The sequence below is a fragment of the Morganella morganii genome (assembly GCF_041099235.1).
GTDB classification, from domain to species: domain Bacteria; phylum Pseudomonadota; class Gammaproteobacteria; order Enterobacterales; family Enterobacteriaceae; genus Morganella; species Morganella morganii_E.
Genome location: NZ_JBFZSO010000009.1, coordinates 1 through 22,989, shown reverse-complemented (window position 1 = coordinate 22,989; position 22,989 = coordinate 1). Strand labels below are relative to the sequence as shown.

At 49.5% G+C, this 22,989-nt stretch carries 19 protein-coding genes; 14 read left to right on the top strand and 5 right to left on the bottom strand.

Going from position 1 to position 22,989, the window contains the following annotated elements:
- Window positions 1–1,236 (top strand): FKBP-type peptidyl-prolyl cis-trans isomerase (locus AB7038_RS14175; RefSeq protein ID WP_369453531.1); only part of this gene is annotated, 1,236 nt, incomplete at its 5' end.
- A 576-nt stretch (window positions 1,237–1,812) separates the two neighbouring features.
- Here the strand turns inward: AB7038_RS14175 and AB7038_RS14170 are convergent.
- Entirely contained in the window at window positions 1,813–2,442 is a 630-nt protein-coding gene (locus AB7038_RS14170) for a response regulator transcription factor (protein WP_368890121.1), read from the bottom strand.
- A 396-nt stretch (window positions 2,443–2,838) separates the two neighbouring features.
- Here AB7038_RS14170 and AB7038_RS14165 point away from each other — a divergent pair, with 396 nt between their 5' ends.
- The 4 genes from AB7038_RS14165 (at window position 2,839) to AB7038_RS14150 (ending at window position 7,392) form a co-directional block, all read left to right on the top strand.
- A complete protein-coding gene (locus AB7038_RS14165) occupies window positions 2,839–3,837 on the top strand; it encodes a LacI family DNA-binding transcriptional regulator (protein WP_369453530.1) in 999 nt (332 codons plus the stop codon).
- A gap of 762 nt (window positions 3,838–4,599) precedes the next feature.
- Complete coding sequence (gene rarD, locus AB7038_RS14160) at window positions 4,600–5,508, top strand: EamA family transporter RarD (RefSeq protein WP_368890123.1); 909 nt, start codon at window positions 4,600–4,602, stop codon at window positions 5,506–5,508.
- A 101-nt stretch (window positions 5,509–5,609) separates the two neighbouring features.
- The gene (purT, locus tag AB7038_RS14155; RefSeq protein ID WP_349419180.1) at window positions 5,610–6,788 is read left to right on the top strand and encodes a formate-dependent phosphoribosylglycinamide formyltransferase; all 1,179 of its coding nucleotides are present in this window, start codon (window positions 5,610–5,612) and stop codon (window positions 6,786–6,788) included.
- Between the two features lie 82 nt (window positions 6,789–6,870).
- Window positions 6,871–7,392, top strand: coding sequence for a hypothetical protein (locus tag AB7038_RS14150; RefSeq protein WP_369453529.1), 522 nt, complete (start codon window positions 6,871–6,873; stop codon window positions 7,390–7,392).
- On the opposite strand, the gene AB7038_RS14145 is transcribed toward AB7038_RS14150, so the two are convergent.
- Entirely contained in the window at window positions 7,387–7,902 is a 516-nt protein-coding gene (locus AB7038_RS14145; RefSeq protein ID WP_004236033.1) for a DUF3592 domain-containing protein, read from the bottom strand. The genes AB7038_RS14150 and AB7038_RS14145 overlap by 6 nt on opposite strands.
- Before the next feature lie 343 nt (window positions 7,903–8,245).
- Between AB7038_RS14145 and AB7038_RS14140 the strand changes: the two genes are divergently transcribed.
- Both AB7038_RS14140 and yjiA read left to right on the top strand, forming a co-directional pair.
- Window positions 8,246–10,396, top strand: coding sequence for a carbon starvation CstA family protein (locus AB7038_RS14140; protein WP_072872515.1), 2,151 nt, complete (start codon window positions 8,246–8,248; stop codon window positions 10,394–10,396).
- A 139-nt stretch (window positions 10,397–10,535) separates the two neighbouring features.
- Complete coding sequence (gene yjiA / locus AB7038_RS14135; protein WP_369453528.1) at window positions 10,536–11,495, top strand: GTPase; 960 nt, start codon at window positions 10,536–10,538, stop codon at window positions 11,493–11,495.
- Window positions 11,496–11,537: 42 nt separating this feature from the next.
- On the opposite strand, the gene AB7038_RS14130 is transcribed toward yjiA, so the two are convergent.
- Window positions 11,538–12,461 carry a LysR family transcriptional regulator gene (locus AB7038_RS14130; RefSeq protein ID WP_368890128.1) on the bottom strand — a complete coding sequence of 308 codons (924 nt, stop codon included), beginning with the start codon at window positions 12,459–12,461 and terminating at the stop codon, window positions 11,538–11,540.
- A gap of 122 nt (window positions 12,462–12,583) precedes the next feature.
- On the opposite strand from AB7038_RS14130, the gene AB7038_RS14125 reads away from it, so the two are divergent.
- Genes AB7038_RS14125 through AB7038_RS14115 form a run of 3 tightly spaced genes read left to right on the top strand, consistent with a single transcriptional unit; the run spans window position 12,584 to window position 15,225 of the window.
- The gene (locus tag AB7038_RS14125) at window positions 12,584–13,525 is read left to right on the top strand and encodes an NADP-dependent oxidoreductase (protein ID WP_368890129.1); all 942 of its coding nucleotides are present in this window, start codon (window positions 12,584–12,586) and stop codon (window positions 13,523–13,525) included.
- 22 nt (window positions 13,526–13,547) lie between these two features.
- A complete protein-coding gene (locus AB7038_RS14120; RefSeq protein WP_369453527.1) occupies window positions 13,548–14,645 on the top strand; it encodes an NAD(P)-dependent alcohol dehydrogenase in 1,098 nt (365 codons plus the stop codon).
- A gap of 22 nt (window positions 14,646–14,667) precedes the next feature.
- The gene (locus AB7038_RS14115) at window positions 14,668–15,225 is read left to right on the top strand and encodes a nuclear transport factor 2 family protein (protein ID WP_369453526.1); all 558 of its coding nucleotides are present in this window, start codon (window positions 14,668–14,670) and stop codon (window positions 15,223–15,225) included.
- Between the two features lie 126 nt (window positions 15,226–15,351).
- Here AB7038_RS14115 and AB7038_RS14110 read toward each other — a convergent pair whose 3' ends face one another.
- Window positions 15,352–16,659: an L-cysteine desulfidase family protein gene (locus AB7038_RS14110; protein ID WP_369453525.1), complete on the bottom strand. Its 1,308-nt coding sequence runs from the start codon at window positions 16,657–16,659 to the stop codon at window positions 15,352–15,354.
- Window positions 16,660–17,081: 422 nt separating this feature from the next.
- Window positions 17,082–18,428: an MATE family efflux transporter gene (locus AB7038_RS14105; RefSeq protein ID WP_368890133.1), complete on the bottom strand. Its 1,347-nt coding sequence runs from the start codon at window positions 18,426–18,428 to the stop codon at window positions 17,082–17,084.
- 199 nt (window positions 18,429–18,627) lie between these two features.
- Here AB7038_RS14105 and AB7038_RS14100 point away from each other — a divergent pair, with 199 nt between their 5' ends.
- From AB7038_RS14100 to mtr, 4 genes are all read left to right on the top strand, one after another.
- Window positions 18,628–19,521, top strand: coding sequence for a diaminopimelate dehydrogenase (locus AB7038_RS14100; RefSeq protein WP_368890134.1), 894 nt, complete (start codon window positions 18,628–18,630; stop codon window positions 19,519–19,521).
- Between the two features lie 297 nt (window positions 19,522–19,818).
- A complete protein-coding gene (gene tnaC / locus AB7038_RS14095; RefSeq protein ID WP_369453524.1) occupies window positions 19,819–20,001 on the top strand; it encodes a tryptophanase leader peptide in 183 nt (60 codons plus the stop codon).
- Between the two features lie 133 nt (window positions 20,002–20,134).
- Entirely contained in the window at window positions 20,135–21,532 is a 1,398-nt protein-coding gene (gene tnaA / locus AB7038_RS14090) for a tryptophanase (RefSeq protein ID WP_015422483.1), read from the top strand.
- Between the two features lie 81 nt (window positions 21,533–21,613).
- Window positions 21,614–22,858, top strand: a complete 1,245-nt coding sequence (mtr, locus tag AB7038_RS14085) for a tryptophan permease (RefSeq protein WP_108655354.1) — start codon at window positions 21,614–21,616, stop codon at window positions 22,856–22,858.
- Window positions 22,859–22,989 lie beyond the last annotated feature (131 nt).

Here is a 22,989-nt window from a genome sequence, read left to right as displayed (position 1 = left end):
GCTGATCTGGCGAAAGTCACCCGCAACCTGAGCGATACTGAGCAGAAGCTGAAAAACGCGGAAACAGAAAAGCAGAAACTGACAGATCAACTGGCCGGTCAGAATAAAGACGCGGCAGCACAGAGTGACAAGCTGAAAAAAGAGCTCAGTACTCTGGCCGCCGATAAAACCGCACTGGAAAAACAGATTACACAGCTGAACGCCAAAAATAGCGATAACGCAAAAATGGCGGCTCAGTTGCAGACACTGGAAAAAGAATTACAGCAGCGTGAGGCTGATAAACTTAAGCTGACAGCGCAGTTACAGAGCCGTGAGGCGGATAATGCCCGCCAGAGCGATAATCTGAAAAAAGAAGTGGCTGCGCTGACCGTGGATAAAGCCACGCTTGAACAAAAAATTGCGCAGCTGACGGCGGATAAGCAACTGCTGTCAGCAAAAGTATCCGGTGCAGATAAAGAGAGCAGTATTGTTCAGATGAATAATGCCGGACTGAATAAAAAATTAGCCGCAGAACAGCAGCGGGCTGCTCAGTTGGATAAAGCCTTAAAAGAGAAAACACAGCAGATTGAAGCACTGACAAAATCTGACGCGGAATTCATTAAGCTGAATACTCAGCTTGATAACCAGAAAAAACAGCTGACAGAGAAAGATGCCGAACTCGCTAAAGCGGCAGCTAAGCTGAAAGAAAATGCCGATCTTCAGGCAAAATATACCGCATTGCAGAAAGAAATGGATAAGCAAAAGGCGGTTGTCAGTGCACAGCGGACTGAAAATACCACGCTGAATACACAAATTGCGAAAGCAGAAGAAAAAAATAAAGCTGTGACGGCTTATACTTTTCAGCAGGTTGGTGAGCTGAATAAACGGAAAAACCAGGAACTGATTGCCCGCCTGGAGCGCCAGAATTATTCCAAAATGACGCCGGACGTTTATTACCGTATCACCAAGCAGGGACAGAAATATAAAGCGCTGAAAGGAAAAACAGTCACATTTGCGATGCATGAGGAATTAACCGACGGTAAAGTAACTGTGTCATATCCGGTAAATGCACCGGCGGTTATTCCGTTCAATGAATTACCGGGTGACCTGGCAAAATTCGTTTCTCTTGTCGGTGCCGGCGGCTCGGCTGATGTCTATATTAAGCCGGAGGGGGGGTATGGTGTTGCTGGTATTGAAGGGCAGATCCCACCGAACTCAATGTCTATGATCAAACTGAATGTGCTGAAAATAGAATAATCCGGTGATTATGTGAATACTGAAAGCATCCTGTAACGGATGCTTTTTTTATGGCGTATTATTACAGGAATACAGCAAATATCAGGGGATAACAGCGGGGCATGTCATTATTACTGACCGGGAGTATCAGCATGAAAACACGCAGGAGAAGAGTGGTATAAAAGAGAGAGGGATTTTCAGGCAGCAAATAACTCCTGTTCACTTATGAAAGGAGTAAGGTGTGCTTTTTTCATTTGTAACAAAATACTAAAATGAGTAATTGGTTGTTAAATACTATTAATGATGTTTTATATCTGTATTGTAGGGTGTCAGATCTCATTACGCAGGTTTTCCGGAATATATGACTACCGGTATGTGTTGTTAATATCAGAGCAAGACCCTGGTGTATTATCATTACATTACAATTTGTCACCAATGGTAACACTGGCGCAATCAGGAATATGATAGAAAAGACAATCTGTATTAACAGTGAAGCATCAGAAGCAGTTAAATAAGAAAACAGAAACAGGTAAAATCATCGGTGTATTTATTAGCTACAAAAGCGGAATATAAAGTTTATTATAAAACCGGAAGTGCTCAGATTAAATCTGAATAGTTTTTGTAAAAATCATATTCCTGCACCAGTTGTGGTAATGATTTAATACGCAGCTTGGTATACATATTAGAGCGGTGTACTTCAACAGTACGTGGCGACAATGACAATTTTTGCGCAGCTTCTTTACTGGTATTTCCTTCCAGAATCATATCCATGACTTCTTTCTCACGGGCAGATAACTTGCTGAATTTATCTTTAAGACGTTGATATGTATGGTACTTAGTGAGGCTGTTTTCATATTGATTAAATGCGTCGTGAATCGCATTAACTAACAGCTCTGAATTAATCGGTTTCTTGAAGAATTCCAGAATACCCGCTTTAAATGCACGACGGCAGGTCTCAAAAGACGGATAAGCGGTGATAACAATCACAGGAATAATGCTTTTCAGACGTTTGAGTTCATCAATAAGATAGAATGCTTCAGCAGAAGATTCTCCCACTTCCAGAATAATACATTCACGAGCATGCTCTTTTGGCGTATTAACATAATATTTCAGAAAAGCCTGCTCAGATGAATAAGATTTTACTTCACAATTCATATCATCAAGCATGAAATTGATATTGTTGCTTGGTAAATCAGCACAGTTGATTAAATGAATAACGGCATCCATAAGTTACTCCTTAATTAAAATAGGACACAAAATAAACCGATATTAACGGATAAAAATAAAGGCATAATTACTTAGGTTTATCTACGCAAATTTTACGTATTGTAGATAAGATAACGTCGAGAAAATGTTTAAATGGATAAGTAAATCTCATTTCTGAATCGGTGTGTGTTTTTTAATAAAATCATAATAATGGGAATGTTTTTTATTTTTATTTTTATAAAACAATATGTTGCGAACGTTTAAGATTCGTTTAATTTATGGGGTAAGGGGCTTTTTGATGAAATAAACATTTACATTTACCCTTGGGGTTACAGACACAGTATGTTATAAATGTCAGCTGACATTTTTTTCTTTTTCACACGACAGAACCAACACTTATTTTCTACTGATAATAATATGGCATCACTGAAAGATGTTGCCCGGCTGGCATCAGTCTCACTGATGACTGTTTCAAGGGCAATAAATAATCCGGAACTGCTGAAGCCTGAGACGTTGAGACAGGTTCAGCATGCTATTGATGTTCTGAATTATGTACCGGATTTATCAGCCCGGAAAATCAGAGGTAAAAATACAAATCTGTTGTGTATGGGGGTATTAGCAATTGATACCGCCTCAGCCCCGTTTTCTGTTGAAATACTGCTGGCTATTGAGCAGTGTGCAGGAAAATATGGCTGGGACCACTTTGTTGTTAATATTTCATCCGGAGATGACCCGGTTCCGGCTGCCCGCCAGATTTTATCCCGCCGCCCTGACGGTATTATTATTACCGGTGCAGAATTGCGTGAGATAAACATTCCTGAATTACTCCGCGACAGAAACCTGGTATTAACGAACTGCTATGATCCCGGAAATACAGCGTTACCGTCTTATATTCCGGATGATTATCACGCTCAGTATGATGCAACAGAATATCTTATTCAGCGGGGTTACCGTCGTCCGCTTTGTATCTGGCCGCCGGCAGAATGTCTTTCATCCGGTCTGCGTCGTGATGCGGTTCAGAATGCGTGGTTGAATGCGGGGCTGCCGGCCGGTCAGCTGAACCAGCACAACATCGCATTATCTGATATTTATTACCGGGATGTTGTGACACTGATAGATCACTACATTGACGGTAATTCACCGTTATTTGACTGTATTATCTGCGGTAATGATCAGATAGCCTTTGTTGCGTACCAGGTTTTATTAACCCGCGGTGTTTCTGTTCCGGAGCAGGCCGGTATTCTCGGCTGTGAAAATATGACCGGCACCGGAGAGCTTTTTTATCCCCCGCTGACCACTATCCGCTCTCCGTATTGCCTGCTGGGTGAAACGGCGGCACTGCATCTTATTGAAGAACGGGTTTCGTCAGGGCGGACTTATGTCCCCTGCCGGATGCTCTGCAGAGATTCACTCTGACCCCCGGGCAGTCACACAATTTTTTCTCTTTTTCCTGATTTTTATCCGTTCACGTTTGGTTAATTTTTTTAATTAACCAAACGCAGACTGCCGGATAAAAAATCAGTGTAGTGTTATTTTTGTAATTACGGATTTATCTGTTGTTTTGAGTGCAACATTAAGCGTTAATTTCGCTTTGGCTAAACACAAAATTTTCAATATTGTATTTTAATGTTGCTTATCTGATTTTTGATTCGTAGTGGTAATTATCATTACTTATCTTTTTATGTTAACGTTAAAATAGTTAATTAAAAAAAGGTAACAATATTTTTCAGAGACAAAGCTACCGCACGAAAGATTTTTCAATCTCCGGAGGTAAATGTCTGGCGTGTTACTCTGTTTATCGTGGCAATGAACATTAAATGATTATTTATCTTTTATCATCAATGTATTACGATCGACTGTGATTTCCAGAGTATAAAAAATCAGGGGATCTATCTAGCTATAACTACTCAAGGTTAACGTTAACATCAAATATTAGGAATTATACCCAAAAATGATTTGTTAATGATACTTATTATGTTAACGTTATCAATGCAAAAATCAAGCGAAACTGATATTTCATAGGTATATATGCGTAGTAAATAGCGTGGTTTCAGTGAACATAATATGATGTGCATTGGGGAGACCGGTGACGGGAAATAAATTGAGCAGACGCATGGGATTTTTAATGCAGGGGGGTATGATAGTCATAACATAATGATAAACAGGATTGGCTGAACCATGTTTTTACGATCCGGCGCGATGCTGGCGATTTTTTCTTATTTTCTCTGGGGGATCACACCGCTTTTTTACCGCCTGCTGCCGGGGGTACAGCCGCTGGAGTTATTATCCCAGCGTGTCCTCTGGTCAATTCCGCTGTTATTGTTTGTCCGTTTCTTTTTAAAAAACCGTACCCGGATAAAAGCGGTATGGGCGGATAAACGCTCGCTGCTGCTTTGTCTGCTCAGTACCAGTGTGATGGCAATATCCTGGTGCACCTTTACTTATTCAATGACCCATGATCTGGTGCTGGAAGCCAGCATGGGATATTTCATTACACCCTTGTTTTCTATTTTACTGGGTGTCATCTTCCTGCATGAACGCCTGAAACCGGCAGAGAAAACCGCGCTCATTTTTGTCTGTGCCGGGGTGGGTTATCAGCTTTATCAGTACGGCAGCCTGCCGAAACTGGCGCTGATGATGGGCTCTGCCTTTGCGCTCTATGGCTTTATCCGCAAATTTATCCGTTATGATCTGACGACCTCACTGCTGATTGAGAGTCTCTGGCTGCTGCCGGTGGCCATTGTGTTGTATTTCTGGCTTGAAAACAGCGGAGCAGGCACATTCAGCACCGCAGATACCTTTACCCGCATCTGTTTTATACTGACCGCGCCTGTCACACTGCTGCCGCTGCTGTTCTTCACGGCTGCGGTGCGTTCCACCACACTGACCACCATCGGCCTGGCACAGTATCTCGAACCGACCATTCAGTTCCTGCTGGCGGTGTTCCTCTTTAATGAGCATTTTGATGCCGTCAAAGGCGTCAGTTTCTCATTGATCTGGCTGGGATTGCTGTTCTGCATTCTGTCTCTTATCCGCCATTACCGGAAAAATACAGCAAAAGCCGGTCTGGGCATCAGGCCCCGCTGAGTGCTGTGACAGCCGGTGATTTGCTTATTTCGTGACTAAAGCAAACGATTGCGTATATAATGGCGCGCAAATTTTCCGGTATTTCTGAACAGGTGACAGTGATGACAACATTAGGTACGGCATTACGTCCGGGCGCCACGAAGGTGATGCTGCTGGGCGCAGGTGAATTAGGCAAAGAAGTGGCGATTGAGTGTCAGCGGCTCGGCATTGAAGTGATTGCCGTCGATCGTTATGACAATGCACCGGCCATGCATATCGCGCACCGCCGTTATGTGATTAATATGCTGGACGGCGCGGAGCTGGAAGCTGTGATCCGGAAAGAACAGCCTGACCATATTGTGCCGGAAATTGAAGCGATTGCGACAGATACATTATACCGGCTGGAGCAGGAGGGTTTTCATGTCGTGCCCTGTGCCAATGCGGTAAAACTGACCATGAACCGCGAAGGTATCCGCCGTCTGGCTGCAGAAGAGCTGGGGCTGATGACATCAGAATACCGCTTTGCGGATGATGAGACGTCTTTTATCCGTGCTGCTGCTGAGATTGGATTTCCCTGTATTATCAAACCGGTAATGAGTTCATCGGGTAAAGGGCAGAGCATTATCCGCGATGAAAGCACATTGCATGATGCCTGGCTGGCTTCTCAGGAAGCAGGACGTGCCGGAAAAGGGCGGGTGATTGTCGAGCGGATGATTGATTTTGATTATGAAATCACGCTGCTGACTGTCCGTGCGGCAGATGGTGTACATTTCTGTGCCCCGGTCGGGCACCGCCAGGAGCGCGGGGATTACCGTGAGTCATGGCAGCCGCAGGCCATGCCGGATGCGGTTCTGGCGCGGGCGCAACAGGTGGCGGAGACAATCGTTAACGGGCTGGGCGGCTATGGCCTGTTCGGTGTTGAGTTATTTGTCCGTGGTGAGGATATTATTTTTAATGAAGTTTCCCCGCGTCCTCACGATACCGGGCTGGTCACACTGATTTCACAGAATATCTCTGAATTTGCCCTGCATGTGCGGGCGTTTCTCGGATTACCGGCCGGAGAGATAGTTCAGTACCGTCCGGCTGCCTCAGCGGTGATCCTGCCGTCTCTGCGCAGCGATGATGTCCGTTACAGCGGGCTGGAGCACGCCCTGACCGGGACTGTGCAGCTGCGCCTGTTTGCCAAACCGGAGATTGACGGTTCCCGGCGCATGGGCGTTGCCCTGGCGCTGGCACCGTCCGTTGAGGAAGCGGTGAATGCTGCAAAACAGGCTGCGGCATCAGTAGTCGTCACCGGCTGACCGGGGTAATATCTGTGGTGACCTTCCCGTATATATAAATGAGGAAGGCATCACAGACCGTGGTCAGGCAGAGGAATAACCGATGAAATGCAGAATACCGGGGATCGTATTTGTGATGTTGCTGCCGCTGACCGTGTTTGCCGGTACGGATGTGCAGGCAGAAAAAGCCCGTGAATGGGTGCGGGCGAGGGCAGATGAACCGTCAGCGGCGGATAACTGCTTCAGGCCGGATAATCCCTTTGAACTCTGTCTGTATCGGGATAAAGACACCTTCGGCAGTCATTTCGTTGACCGTAATCTGCAGGAGCCGTATCAGCCGTACTATTTCGACAGCGCCCCGGATGAACCGGAAAACGGGCGTTACCGCATCCGCTCCGGCAATAAAATCGGTTATGCGGACAGTATTACCGGGCGGGTGGTGATCCCCGCCATTTATGACTGCACGTACGGTTTTGTCAACGGTACCGCCGAGGTCGGCGTGGGCTGTGAAGAGGAAACCGACGGCGAACACTCCTGGTGGACCGGCGGTCACTGGTTCCGTATTTCGCCTTACGGCCTTATCACCGGATTCGGCCGGACACCACCGCCGGACAGCCGTTTATGATGCCGCACCGTAGCGGCGGCGTGCCAGAATACGCAGGCGCCAGCTGTGCAGAATATAGGTCACCAGCAGAATAAAGGCGACGACTCCCCAGACAATCATTTCACCATAGCGGGCACCGAAGTCCGCTATCTGTGCTTTGCCCGGATTATCCTTCTGATAATAAACTCCCACCGGACCGTTTTCACACTGTGACTGACACAGCAGCTGATCTGTTGAGGTAAAGGTGACGATTTTATTATCCGCTGTCACGAATTTCACCACCGGCCAGCCAACCAGTTGCTGTCCCGAACGGGTATCACGCATTTCTGTCCGCAGATAACCGGTTATCTGCCCGTCAGCATAGACATCATTCTGTTGTGTCTGCCAGGTCTGATAAATCATAAATCCGGCGAGGAAAACCACACTGAAGGTCAGCAGGCGGAGAACCCGCTGAAACAGCATATTGCGTTGTGTCTGCTTATCAGCATAAGCACGGAAATTGCCGGGAGGTGTGCCGGGTTTTTTAGTCATATTGGTTACTGTCTTCTGTCGGTTTCAGGTCATAAATCACGGAGAAAAGCGGATAAAAGCACGCTTTCATAAAAAATTAACAAAAAGCACGAAAAAATTTAAAAAACATAACGTTAACCCGATCACAAATTTTACCGTCCCGGGAGGCGGATAAAACCGCCCGGCTGTAAAAAGTGACCGCTTAATCTGCTATACAACCGCTTACGGGATAATCCCCGTTTCCCGCCTTGATTTTTTTATCATAAAACACACTTGCAGGAAGTTTCTATTTTATTCGGCTGAAACACTTTTTCCGTACGGATACGGATCCTTTTGATTATCACAGTCACATTTAAGGTGCGTTATGAACTCTAATCGCTTATTTAAGCACATTCCCTGGTTTATCCTGGGGATTATAGGTGCTTTCTGTCTCGGCGTTGTCGCATTACGCCGCGGCGAGCATGTCAGTGCATTATGGATCATTGTTGCATCGGTATCAGTCTATCTGGTGGCGTACCGCTACTACAGCCTGTATATCGCAACAAAGGTTATGAAACTGGATCCGACCCGGTCAACACCGGCGGTGATTAATAATGATGGTCTGAACTATGTTCCGACTAACCGTAACGTTCTGTTCGGTCACCACTTTGCCGCGATCGCCGGTGCGGGTCCGTTAGTCGGACCGGTACTTGCCGCGCAGATGGGGTATCTGCCGGGCACACTCTGGCTGCTGGCCGGTGTGGTGCTGGCGGGGGCAGTACAGGACTTTATGGTGCTGTTTATCTCCTCGCGCCGTAACGGTGCCTCTCTGGGTGAGATTGTTAAAGAAGAGATGGGAACCGTACCGGGCACTATCGCGCTCTTCGGCTGCTTCCTGATTATGATCATCATCCTCGCCGTGCTGGCACTGATTGTGGTGAAAGCGCTGGCAGAAAGTCCGTGGGGTGTGTTCACCGTCGTATCCACTGTGCCGATTGCCCTGTTTATGGGGATCTACATGCGCTATCTCCGCCCGGGACGTGTCGGTGAAGTGTCTGTCATCGGTATTGTGCTGCTGGTGGCGGCTATCTGGTTCGGTGGTGTGATCGCACACGACCCGTACTGGGGCCCGGCGCTGACCTTTAAAGATACCACTATCACGTATGCACTGATCGGCTATGCGTTCGTTTCCGCTCTGCTGCCGGTGTGGCTGATTCTGGCTCCGCGTGACTATCTGGCAACCTTCCTGAAAATCGGTGTTATCGTCGGTCTGGCTGTGGGTATCGTTATCCTCAACCCGGATCTGAAAATGCCGGCGATGACTCAGTTCGTTGACGGAACCGGTCCGGTCTGGAAAGGTGCTCTGTTCCCGTTCCTGTTTATTACTATTGCCTGTGGTGCGGTTTCCGGCTTCCACGCCCTGATTGCTTCCGGTACCACACCGAAACTGCTGGCCTGTGAAACCGATGCCCGTTATATCGGTTACGGCGCGATGCTGATGGAATCCTTTGTGGCGATTATGGCGCTGGTTGCCGCCTCCATTATCGAACCGGGCCTCTATTTTGCGATGAACACCCCGCCTGCGGCGCTGGGTATCACCATGCCGGATCTGCATAACCTCGGTACCGCAGATGCACCGATGATTATGGCGCAGCTGAAAGATGTGACTGCACAGGCAGCCGCAACGGTCAGCTCCTGGGGCTTTGTGATTTCGCCGGAAGAGATTTTACAGACTGCCAAAGATATCGGTGAGCCGTCTGTCCTCAACCGTGCGGGTGGTGCTCCGACACTGGCGGTAGGTATCGCGCATGTGTTCCACAAAATCATTCCTGCGGCGGATATGGGCTTCTGGTATCACTTCGGGATCCTGTTTGAAGCACTGTTTATCCTGACTGCACTGGATGCGGGTACCCGTTCCGGCCGCTTTATGCTCCAGGATCTGCTGGGTAACTTCGTTCCGTTCCTGAAGAAAACTGACTCCTTCATTGCCGGTGTGATCGGTACTGCCGGTTGCGTGGGCCTGTGGGGTTATCTGCTGTATCAGGGCGTGGTCGATCCGCTGGGCGGCGTTAAGAGCCTGTGGCCGCTGTTCGGTATCTCCAACCAGATGCTGGCGGCTGTTGCTCTGGTTCTGTCCACCGTTGTTCTGATTAAGATGAAGCGCAGCAAATATATCTGGGTAACCACTATCCCTGCGGTATGGCTGCTGATTTGTACCACATGGGCGCTGGGCCTGAAACTGTTCAGTGACAACCCGCAACTGGAAGGCTTCTTCTGGCTGGCGAATGAGTACAAACGCCGTATTGCCGAAGGCGTGGCGTTAACACCTGAGCAGGTCGCCAATATGCAGCACATCGTGGTGAACAACTACACCAACGCCGGTCTGAGTATTATCTTCCTGGTCGTGGTGTACAGCATCATCTTCTACGGCATCCGTACAGCGATGAAAGCGAGCAAAAACCCGGAACGTACTGACAACGAAACACCGTATGTTCCTGTTCCGGAAGAGGGAATTAAAGTCTCCTCCTCACACTGATAACAGCATGCAGTAACGCTGAAGTCTCATCCCCCGTATGATGTCAGTCACATTGTACGGGGGATATTTTTTATTATCCGTGTTATTTGTTACTCTGACAGCCTTTGTTCCGCTGTCTGTCTGTAAGAAGGACCCGATTATGCAACCTATCTCCGTGACTATCCTGACCGGTTTCCTGGGTGCCGGTAAAACCACACTGCTGCGCCATATTCTCCACGAGGAGCACGGGCAGAAAATTGCTGTGATTGAAAATGAATTCGGCGAGGTGCCTATTGATGATGAAATTATCGGTGACCGCGTCACACAGATAAAAACCCTGAGCAACGGGTGTATCTGCTGCAGCCGCTCAAGTGAGCTGGAAGATGCGCTGCTCGACCTGTGTGAAAACCTGGACAGCGGCAAAATTGATTTTGACCGCCTGGTGATTGAATGCACCGGTATGGCCGATCCCGGCCCGATCACACAGACTTTTTTCTCCAATGAAAAATTGTGTGAACGCTATGTGCTGGACGGCATTATCACGCTGGTGGATGCGGTGCATGCACAGCAGCAGCTGGATCAGTTCACAATCGCTCAGGCGCAGATTGGCTACGCGGATCGCATTCTGCTGACTAAAACGGACGTCGAGCCGGATAATGAAGCACTGCTCGCCCGGTTACAGCGGATTAATGCCAAAGCGCCGGTGTATAAGGTGATTAACGGCGATATCGACATGAACCTGCTGTTTAATGTCGGCGGTTTTATGCTGGATGACAATGTGGAAATCAGCAAGCCGCTGTTCCGCTTTGCGCCGAAACAGCAGAATGACATTCAGTCGCTGGTGATCACCATGGATCAACCGGTGGAAATCAGTGCCATTTCCCGCGCGATGGAAACCCTGCTGCTAAGCTATGCCGATAATATGTTGCGTTACAAAGGGTTACTCTGGATTAAAGATGAGCCGCGCCGCCTGTTATTCCAGGGCGTTCAGCGTCTCTACAGCGCGGACTTTGACCGCGAATGGCGTGAGGATGATGTAAAACAGAGCGTGCTGATTTTTATCGGCATGCAGCTGCCGGAGCAGGAAATCCGCAATGCGTTTGCCACGCTGACTGCGTAAATGCCGGCTTTCCGCTGTTACCGTGCCGGTAACAGCGGGTGGTTAAATCCCGATGAGCAGACGCCCGGGGACACGCTCTGCCAGTAAATCAATCACGACTCTGACCGCCGGCAGCATTCCCTGCCGTGAAGGATACACCATATGCACAATCAGCGGCTGGCGGTGCCATTGCGGCAGTACGCGGATAAGTTTTCCCGCCCGCAGCGCATCACCGCAGACCATATCCGGCAGCAGGGCAATTCCCTGATGTGAATACGTCACATGCTGCACAATATCCCATTCACTGCATGATAAATGTGGTTTCGGATGGATTACAGCAACATTACCCGCTATATCGGTAAATTCCCACGGCTGCTCATGTTCATGGGCGATAAGTGTGATCAGCGGATGATCGCATAATTCAATAAGGGACCCGGGGTTGCCGTTAGCGGCGAGGTATTCCGGTGTGGCAACCAGAATACGGACACTTTTTCCCAGCTCTCTGGCAATAAACCCCTGCTCCATATACTTTCTTTCCCGCAGACGGATAGCGATATCAATCAGTTCCGAGACCGGGTCACAGCGCCTGTCTGTGGCCTGTACCTGAATATCGATTTGCGGGTAGCGTGTCATACACTCCGTAATACAGTCGCTGAGCAGCAGACGGGTTGCCAGTGACGGGCAGCTTATCCTGACCAGTCCGGCCGGCTCTGACAAGCTGTTTGAAATCATGGCCTGTGCCGCTTCTGTTTCAGACAGAATAGCCAGACCGTGCTCCATCAGGCGGAAGCCGGTTTCTGTCAGTGATACCTGACGGTTGGTACGCTGAAATAAACGCACACCCAGATGTTCTTCCAGCGCGGTAACCCGTCTGCTCAGTTTATTCTTGGCTATTCCTGTTATCCGGCTTGCGGCGGTATAGCCGCCGTGTTGCGCTACCAGCGTGAAATAGTATAAATCACCCAGATTTTCTTCCAGTCCGCCCATCAGACATTAACCCTGTTTTTGTAACACTGCGTCTTATTTTATCTCATTTTAAGTGATTTCTTTAGTATTTATAATCTCCGTAAATCAATTAACACCAAAACAATCACGAAAGGAATATTGATGTGAAAGCTGTTGTTGTTGACCGGTTCGGCGGGCAACCGTATATCGCTGACATTCCCGTCCCGGAACCGGCAGAAAATGAAGTCAGAGTCAGAATATATGCCGCCGGCCTGAATCCGCTGGACTGGCGGATAGCGGACGGCATGCTGAAAAACAGCCTTTCGCACCATTTTCCGCTGGTCTTGGGGCTGGACGGTATGGGCGTGATCGATGCAGTCGGAAAAAAGGTTTCCCGGTTTCAGCCCGGCGACCGGGTTATCGGACGTTTTCTCAGTAATGAAGCCGGCAGAGGTTGTTTCTGTGAGTATCAGACACTGTCTCAGGACGGGATGCTGGTGACAGTACCGGCATCACAGTTTCTGCCGGAACTGACCATGCTGCCGACAGCGGGTGTCAGTGCGTTACAGATAGCGGAGCATATGAATGTACCGGCCGGCAGCCGTATCGCGGTTATCGGCGCAGCCGGCGGGGTCGGCAGTTTTGTGACGCGGATTCTGTCACAGCGCGGGTACAAAGTGATCGCGGTGGCCGGTAAACAGCAGACACGTTATCTGAAAAAAATCGGTGCTTATGATGTCATCGATTACCGGAATGGTGATGTTCTTGCGCAGTTATATGACCGTTATCCGGGGGAAGGCGCGGGGATTGTTGACCTGGTCAGCGGGCCGGACGCTTTTATGCGCAACCTGTTATGGATAGCGAACGGCGGAATAGCGCTCAGTACTGTCCATGCCGCATCGTCAGAAAATACACATTTTGTCTCTGTGGTGAATTTTGAATTTTCGCCGGATATCGCGGCATTACAGGACATGGTGAATATGCAGTTTCGTGGTGAAACTGACGGTATCCGCTGGTCTGAAATCACGCCGGAGGATATTCCGGCCTGTCTGCAGAAAAGCCGGAAAGGTCACGGCACCGGCAAAATGATAGCCCGGTTTATCTGACCGTTACGTTGCGAGGATAAAAATGAAAACATGTGCAGCAGTGCATTATACCGATACACCCCTGTTAGCGCTCAGTGAGCTGACGCTGGATGAACCGCAGGATAACGAAGTACTGGTTCACATTACCGCCACCGGTATTTGTCATACTGATATTGCGGTGATTAACGATCAGATCCCGGTGCCGTCACCGGTAGTTCCCGGGCACGAAGGTGCCGGTGTGGTGTTGCGGACCGGCAAAAAAGTGACACATGTTCAGCCCGGCGATCATGTGGTTCTCACGCTGGCCAGCTGCGGGCACTGCCATCCGTGTACTACAGGGCGGCCGACTTATTGCGCGGAGCATCAGGCGCTCAACTGGCAGGCTGCGAGAGCAGACGGTTCCGTCAGTTTGCGGGATGGCAGTCATGCGGTTCACAGCCATTTTTTCGGGCAGTCTTCCTTTTCACAGTATGTGGTTGCGGATGCATCCGGTGTGATAAAAGTCCCGGCAGATGCGCCTCTCCGTTTTCTCGGTCCCTTTGCGTGCGGCTTTATGACCGGCGCAGGCGCGGTGCTGAACAGTCTGTCACCGGAAGCGGGCAGTTCCCTTGCGGTTTTTGGCACCGGAGCGGTAGGCATGGCGGCCATTATGGCGGCACGGATAGCAGGGTGTGAGCCGGTTATTGCGGTGGATATTAATAATGAGCGGCTTTCTGCTGCAGCGGATGCCGGGGCCACACATTGCATCAATCCGGCGGAAACGGATCTGATGACAGAGATTAATCGTATCACTCAGGACCGTGGCGTAAACTATTCTGTCGAGTCTGCCGGTCATCCCGGCGTAATGAAAAATGCCGTACAGGCACTGGCAGAGCAGGGAAGCTGTGTGCTGACCGGTGTGGTTGCCGCAGACGCGGTGCTGCCGGTGGATATTATGCATCTGATCCGGGGGCGGACAGTAAAAGGCTCAATCATGGGGGATGCGGAACCGTCACGCTTTATTCCTGAGCTGGTTAATCTGTTTTTACAGGGGAAATTCCCCGCGGATAAATTCATTCAGTTTTATTCTTTTGGTGATATTAACAAAGCCATTGAGGATTCCCGCAGCGGAAAATGTATTAAGGCCGTAATTGAAATGTAAACCACATAAACAGGTGACCAACGTGAGAATACAATACAACGCAGCATTGTTATTATGTCTTTCTTCATTTGCTTTTGCCGGTCCGGTTAATGACAATCATATTCAGGAAAAAGACGGATATTATTATCTTCAGAAAGGATACACGGATAAGGATGCCGCTGAATTCTACTGGCGCAGCCTGGAAGGCTGGTCTGAAGTGCCGGATAACGTAGCCCGTTATTTCACAAAAAATGGCCGGTTTGAATTACCTTATGCACCGGTCCATGACTTTCCGTATTTATTTTCTTCAGCATCCGGTGGTCGTGATAATATTACCCGTTATTTTTCAAATATGAGTCAGTATCTCGGAAAATTAAAATATTCATCACCGGAATCATGGGCTGTTATTCCGGGAAAAGAACCGGGATTATATATTTTTGAGTATTCCAGTCGTGGTCAGGTCAGACTGACAGGCAAAGATTACAGACAGCAATTTATCGCCATTGTAAAAATACAGAATGGCCAGATTTCACTGGCACGTGAATACTGGGACCCGTATGTGGCATTGCGGGATTTTGATTTGATCAAAAAAGCGAACTGATAACAATAACAGGCATCAGCACAAAAGCCCCGGTCAGGGGTTTTTGTGCTGAAAAAACATGAAAAAACCGGCCGGTGCGGCCGGTAAAGGAAAGGGGGCTTCCTTAAAAAGCCAAACCCGGAAAAATCAGGCTGATTTTGCCTTGTTTGCCATGATTTCAATAATCTGTACATCGGTGTGCTGCATAGACAGGCTGGCCAGCGCACAGAGGTTAGCAATGGATTTATCCACGTCCGTGCAGACAATGCCGTCGTTACCGCCGACACACTGCTGATTCATTGCCATCAGCACCGCTTTATAGGCCGCACTGACACCGCTGGAGACTTTCATCGCACAGCTGTTGGAAGCACCATCACAGATAATACCGGTGATATCACCAATCATGCTGCTGATAGCCATCGCCACCGGCGCATATTTCCCTTCAAATAACCATGCGATACCGGCTGCTGCCCCCATTGAGGCGGTCGTTGCCGCACACAGGGCAGAAAGCGGCGGGAACTGACTGTGAATATAAATCGCCATCAGGTGGGACAATGTCAGGGCGCGGATTAGCTGCTCTTCATCCGCCTGTAAATATTCTGCGACCACCACTACCGGCTGGGTAGCGGCGATCCCCTGGTTACCGGAACCGGAGTTGCTCATGGCAGGCAGCTGCGCGCCGCCCATACGGGCATCCGAGGCTGATGAGGTGCGGATCATAATGTCGGACAGCAGATCTTTTGACAGCAATCCGCGCTCACGCTGTTTCTCCAGTGAACGGCCGATTTGTAACCCGTACGGTTGAGACATCCCTTCACGGGCAAGGGCATCATTCAGATCAGCGGCCTGCCGCATAAAATTGATCATCGACACCGGCGCCTGAGTGGCGAAATCATAAATATCACGGGTACAGGCGTCCGCAAACGGGTTATCACTGCCGCTCTGGTGTGTGACAGCCTCATCCTGATAAATAACCGTGCCGTTATGACGGATTTCAGTCACATGGGTGTGATCACCACAGATAGTGGCTGTCGCCTGCTCGTCGCCGCTGTATACGGTAGCTTCAGAGTAAAGTACGTGGCTGCATGGCTCTTTGATGTCGACAGATACCGCTCCTGAGGCGAGAAAGGCTTTCCCGGCGGCGATATCGTCTGCGGTCACACCACACAGGACATTCAGACCGGCATCCGGTTGTCCGCCGATAGCACCGAGTGCCGCAGCGACCGGTAAGCCGGTCATGCCTGTTCCCGGAACGGTCACGCCTAGGCCGTTTTTCATCAGGTTCGGGGAGACATAGCAGCGGATTTGGGTCGGTGCGCCGCTGAGACAGGCGGCGGCTTTCGCGGCGGCCAGTGCCAGAGAAATCGGCTCGGTGCAGCCTGTCGCCGGTTTGACTGACTGACGCAGTGCCGCGACAAAATTGTTCCATTGAGCAGGGGTGTGATGTGTTGCCATTTTTCAGCCTTAAATACGCGAATCCGTTATACGGCTCAGTGTACCGAAAGGGCAGCAGAAAAATCCTTTCACAATTCAGGGGTATTTTCAGAATCCGGAGAAAAACTTTCTCCCGGAAATAAAAAATAGGGCGGATAGGGGGGAAAAAAGCAAGAAATCGTCCGGCGGTGAAAAGAGATAAAAATACTTATCTAACTATTTGATTTAAATGTAGTATTGAATATGATTTGTATGCATTATGTTATGCATAAATAAAAAAGTGTGATGAGACCCCGTGACAGCAATCACGAAAAGCTGTGTTTGTGGCTGTTTATCAGAATATAACTCTGTATTTTTTCTCTTATTTGCCCGGTTTCGGTGTTATCCGCTGGTTTGTCAGGTAATTCCCGATGCGCAGCCGCAGCAGGAATTCTGCCGGAGGATCAGCCCTCAATATCCAGCCGTTTTGACTGCCATTTTTTCGAGCGCCAGCGCCAGGTATTGACGAGTCCGCGCAGCCACTCATCACACAGAAAACCAATCCAGATCCCCAGTATCCCCATCTCCAGTTTGATCCCCAGCACATAGCCGACCGGCAGCGCCACACACCACATAAAGAACAGGGCGGTACAGAGCGGGAAACGGGCATCACCGGCGGCACGCAGGGCGTTCACCATCACAATATTCAGCGTGCGTCCCGGCTCAAGGAAGACTGACAGCAGGAACAGCGGCAGCAGCAGTTTTATCACCGCCTGATCGTCACTCAGCCCGTAAGCAAGATGATCACGGAACACCCAAAACAGGAAGACAATCGGGATGGTGCTGAAAAAGCCGGTTTTCAGGCTTTTCATGCCGCGCTGATAAGCATCCTCAAAGCGTTTTGCCCCGACCAGATGCCCGACCAGAATTTCATTCCCGATACTGATGGTTATCCCGAACAGCATAATAAACAGTGATAACTGGAAGTAGATGGTCTGTGCCGCCAGTGCGGTCTCGCCCATCAGCCCGATAAAGGCGATAGCGACCATATAATGCAGCATCCAGACCAGGTTTTCCCCGGCAGACGGCAGGCCGACATGCAGGATCTGCTTCAGCATATTTTTAGACCAGTGAAACAGCATGCGCGGAACGAATTTAATCCGCAGACCGTAAAAGAGCAGGCCGCACAGCAGCGCCACGGCAATCAGACGTCCGGCCACGGTGGACCAGGCGACACCGACCAGCCCGTACTGCGGCAGCCCGAACAGGCCGTACAGCACAATGCAGTTACCGACAACAGTCACCACGTTGGCGACCAGCGTGACATACATAGCGGGTTTGGCTCTGCCGTAAACGCGCAGACAGGCCGCCAGAATGATGGTCACCGCTTCCGGAATTAAACAGATCCCCAGAATATGCAGATAATTAAAGGCATCTTCCATCAGATGTTCCGGCGTATTCATCAGTTCCAGAATTTTATAGCCGAAAATAATAGTAAACCCGGCGGACAATAATCCGAGCAGCAGGTTAAACGCGATGGAAATATGAATCGCCTGACTGGCCTTATCCCGTCTGCCAGCCCCGATATACTGGGCGATCACCACACTGCACCCGACACTGATAAAGTTGAAAATAGTGATAAACAGGTCAAATGCCTGGTTGCCGACCGCCATTGCCGCCAGATATTTTGACGACACATGGCTGACCATCCAGGTATTAATCAGGAAGGTGGAAAAGTGTAATAACAGGTCGATAAAAATCGGCCAGCTTAAGGAAAAGAGCCCGCGCTCTGTCACATCAGACTGATGCATGACGACCTTCTGTAAAGAGTGTGATTTTTGTTCCGGGACGGATACAGGGAGCCGGATTCTACCAGGATAATATTACTGAGAATAGCGAAAGGTGAAAAATAAAACATTTTTTTCATAACTAATTAAGAAATCAATGTTTCCTTTCATAAATAAGTATGATTTCCTTATCTGACTAATCAATGATGACAGAGAGAATTCCGTGAAAAAAATACGAGCCGCCGTCGTTGGTTACGGCAATATCGGACAGTATGCGATTGAGGCGCTGGAAGCTGCCGCTGATTTTGAGATTGCAGGGATTGTGCGCCGCAACCCGTCTGCCGCTGATACGGATTCTGTGTATCCGGTGGCGGCGGATATCCGTGAACTGGGCAGGGTGGATGTGGCACTGCTGTGTTCGCCGACCCGCGCCATCCGTGCGGTTGCTTCAGAGATCCTCGCACTGGGGATTAACACTGTGGACAGTTTTGATGTTCACAGTGAAATTGTCGCGCTGAAAGAGCACCTTGACCCGATTGCCCGCGCCGGTGAGTGTACGGCAATCATCTCCGCAGGCTGGGATCCGGGGTCGGATTCCATTATCCGTACGCTGATGCAGGCAATGGCACCGAAGGGGCTGACTTACACCAACTTCGGGCCGGGGATGAGTATGGGGCACAGTGTTGCCGCCAAAGCGATTCCCGGGGTGAAGGATGCACTTTCCATGACAATCCCGCTGGGTACCGGTGTTCACCGCCGCATGGTTTATGTTGAGCTTGAAGCGGGACATGATATTGATACCGTGACCGCCGCGCTGAAAGCCGACAGCTATTTTGCCTCTGATGAGACGCATGTCCGTCAGGTGGAGAGTGTGGATGCCCTGAAAGATGTGGGGCACGGTGTCTCCATGACGCACAAAGGGGTTTCCGGTAAAACGCATAACCAGCTGTTTGAATACAGCATGCGTATCAACAACCCGGCGCTGACCTCTCAGTTTATGGTGTCTGCGGCACGGGCGGCCTGCCGTCAGCAGCCGGGCGCATACAGCGTGATTGAAATCCCGCCGGTAAACTTCCTGGCCGGGGATATCAGCAGCTGGATCAGCAAACTGGTGTAGTGATATTTCAGTCACAAAACAGCGTTGAAAAAAGTGGTGAAAACCACTTTTTTATTATCTGTAAAACGGATAATTAAATTAACTGTTATATCTGTAATGTTATTGTCGGAACTATTTTTTTATGAATATAAAAACACGCTTATTTTCGGTGCGGTATCCGGCACGTCTGATGTCCTTATGAATAAATAAAAAGGAAGACTATTTGGCGTAAAATTGATAACGACGGCAATTGATTAATAGCGCTTACATAATGTAATAACTTGGTGGGATAATTATATTTAATTAATAAATGTAATTATGATAAGTGTGATGTTTATCATGGACAAAAGGATTATTCAATGTAATTTTGTGCGTTACTTATCCACTCAGAGGGCTTTGTGTATGAATTTCTTATCCATCCCAAGTCATCTTGCCGGTGTCTGCCTTGTGCAGGCATGGTTCAATATTGATCATCGTATTTCAAACTTCTTCCCTGAGTAATTCTCCGTCCGCGTATTACCACAAAAATTAATTAAAAACACGCTGATATAACGTGGCTGTATTTCTGTATTTTCTTTTCAGGAAAATGCAGCGGGTAAATATATCCGGCAGCCCGAAACCGGAGAGTAAAATAATGAAACGTATTCCTGAACCGTTCCGTATTAAAATGGTTGAAAATATCCGTATGACCACCCGTAATGAGCGGGAAGTGGCCCTGAAAGAAGCCGGATATAACCCGTTTTTATTACCGGGTGATGTGGTCTTTATTGACCTGCTGACCGATTCCGGCACCGGTGCGATGAGTGACCGCCAGTGGGCCGGGCTGATGATGGGGGATGAGGCGTATGCCGGTTCCCGTAACTATTATCATCTCTGCGATCAGGTGAAAAAACTGATTGGCTACCCGTTTACTATCCCGACACACCAGGGGCGCGGTGCCGAGCAAATCCTGTTCCCGTCACTGATCGCCCGCCGCCGCAAAGCCGGAGCCGATAAACCGGTCTTTATCTCCAACTTCCACTTTGATACCACTGCCGCCCATGTGGAGTTAAACGGCGCGAAAGCGATTAATGTGGTCACACCAAAAGCCTTTGATACAACAACCTATTATGACTGGAAAGGCGATTTCGATTTAGATCTGCTCAATGCGGCAATCGCAGAGCACGGTGCAAAAAATGTGGCCGCGATTGTCACCACCGTGACCTGTAACAGCTCCGGCGGTCAGCCGATATCACTGGCAAATATGAAAGCTGTGTATGACATTGCCAAAAAGCATGATATTCCGGTGGTGATTGATTCCGCCCGCTTCTGTGAAAACGCCTGGTTTATCAAACAGCGCGAAAAAGGGTATGCGGATAAGTCAGTGAAAGAAATCGTCAAAGAGATGTATAAATACGGCGATATGCTGACAATGTCGGCGAAAAAGGACTCACTGGTGAATATCGGCGGTCTGTGCTGTTTCCGTGATGACGAAGATCTGTTCAACGAAGTGCGTACCCGCTGTGTGCCGATGGAAGGCTTCGTCACCTACGGCGGCCTCGCCGGACGTGATATGGAAGCGCTGGCTATCGGGCTGGAAGAGGGGATGGATGAGGATTACCTCCGCTACCGTATCACACAGGTGGAATATCTGGGTGAGCGCCTGCGCGAAGCGGGGATCCCGATCCAGTATCCGGTCGGCGGCCACGCGGTCTTTGTCGATGCGAAGAAAATGCTGCCGCATATCCCGGGGGATCAGTTCCCGGCTCATGCCCTGAATAATGAGCTGTTCCTGGAATCCGGCATCCGCGGTGTGGAAATTGGTTCTCTGCTGCTGGGGCGTGACCCGGAAACCGGTATTCAGAAGCCATCACCGATGGAGCTGCTGCGCCTGACAATTCCGCGCCGTGTCTATACCAATGACCATATGGATTATATCGCTGATGCCTTTATCCGGCTGAAAGAGAAAGCGGCGGATATCAAAGGGCTGACATTCACCTATGAACCACCGGTTCTGCGTCACTTTGTCGCCCGCCTGAAGCCTGTCATGTAACCCTGTCGTCTTACAGGAGGATGCGCGGCATCCTCCTGATTTCAAACATAATGATAATATTAAGCCACCAGAGGTACTCTTATGGCTACTGTTCCTGCGTCCTCTGTTTCGCCGTCCGTATTCGGCGGAGCAATGATTATCGGCGGAACTATCATTGGTGCGGGGATGTTTTCCCTGCCGGTGGTAATGTCCGGTGCATGGTTTTTCTGGTCGATTGCAGCACTGGTATTCACCTGGTTTTGTATGCTGCACTCAGGATTAATGATCCTCGAAGCTAACCTGAATTACCGGATTGGTTCCAGTTTTGACACGATCACCCGCGATCTGCTGGGAAACGGCTGGAATATTATTAACGGCCTGACCATTGCGTTCGTCCTGTATATTTTGACCTATGCCTATATCTCCGCCAGCGGATCGGTGCTGAGCCACACCTTTGCACAGGCGGGGATAACGCTTCCGGCACGTCTTGGCGGATTTTTGTTTGCCCTGGTGGTCGCCTTTATTGTCTGGCTGAGTACCAAAGCGGTCAGCCGGATGACGACGATTGTGCTCGGTGCCAAAATCCTGACATTCTTTATGACATTCGGCGGCCTGCTGTGGAATGTGAAACCGGCGGTATTACTGAACGTGGCACAGCCGGACGCTTCCTATCTGCCTTATGTGTTGTTTACCCTGCCGTTTTGCCTGGCCTCTTTCGGGTTCCACGGTAATGTGCCGAGCCTGATGAAATATTACGGCAAAGAGCCCGGCAAGATCCGCCGCTGTCTGACCATCGGCACACTGATGGCGCTGGTGCTCTATATCATCTGGATGCTCGGTACGATGGGGAATATCCCGCGTCCGGACTTTATTCCGATTGCGGAGAAGGGCGGCAATATTGATGTGCTGGTTCAGGCGCTGAGCGGCGTGCTGCACAGCCGGGGACTGGAGCTGCTGCTGATTGTGTTCTCGAACTTTGCGGTGGCCAGTTCGTTCCTCGGGGTGACACTGGGACTGTTTGATTATCTGGCGGATCTGTTCAAATTTGATGACAGCAAAACCGGCCGCCTGAAAACCGCCGGTGTCACCTTTATCCCGCCGATGCTGGGCGGATTGATCTATCCGAATGGCTTTATTTACGCCATCGGTTTTGCCGGTCTGGCGGCGACGGTCTGGGCGGCGATTGTCCCGGCACTGCTGGCCCGCGCATCCCGTAAACGCTTCGGCAGCCCGCAGTTCCGGGTCTGGGGCGGTGAGCCCATGATCTGGCTGATCCTGGGCTTCGGAGTACTGAACGCGGTGGTACATATTTTGTCGAGTTTCAGCCTGTTACCGGTTTACCGGTAAGCCATTACTTAAGCGGCAGGATTGTTGAGATTAATAATCCTGTCCGCTGATTCAATCGTCGATTCGCGGTGAGCAATGATAATCCGCGTGATCGGTAATTGGCGGATCGCCTGATTGACGTAAGATTCGCT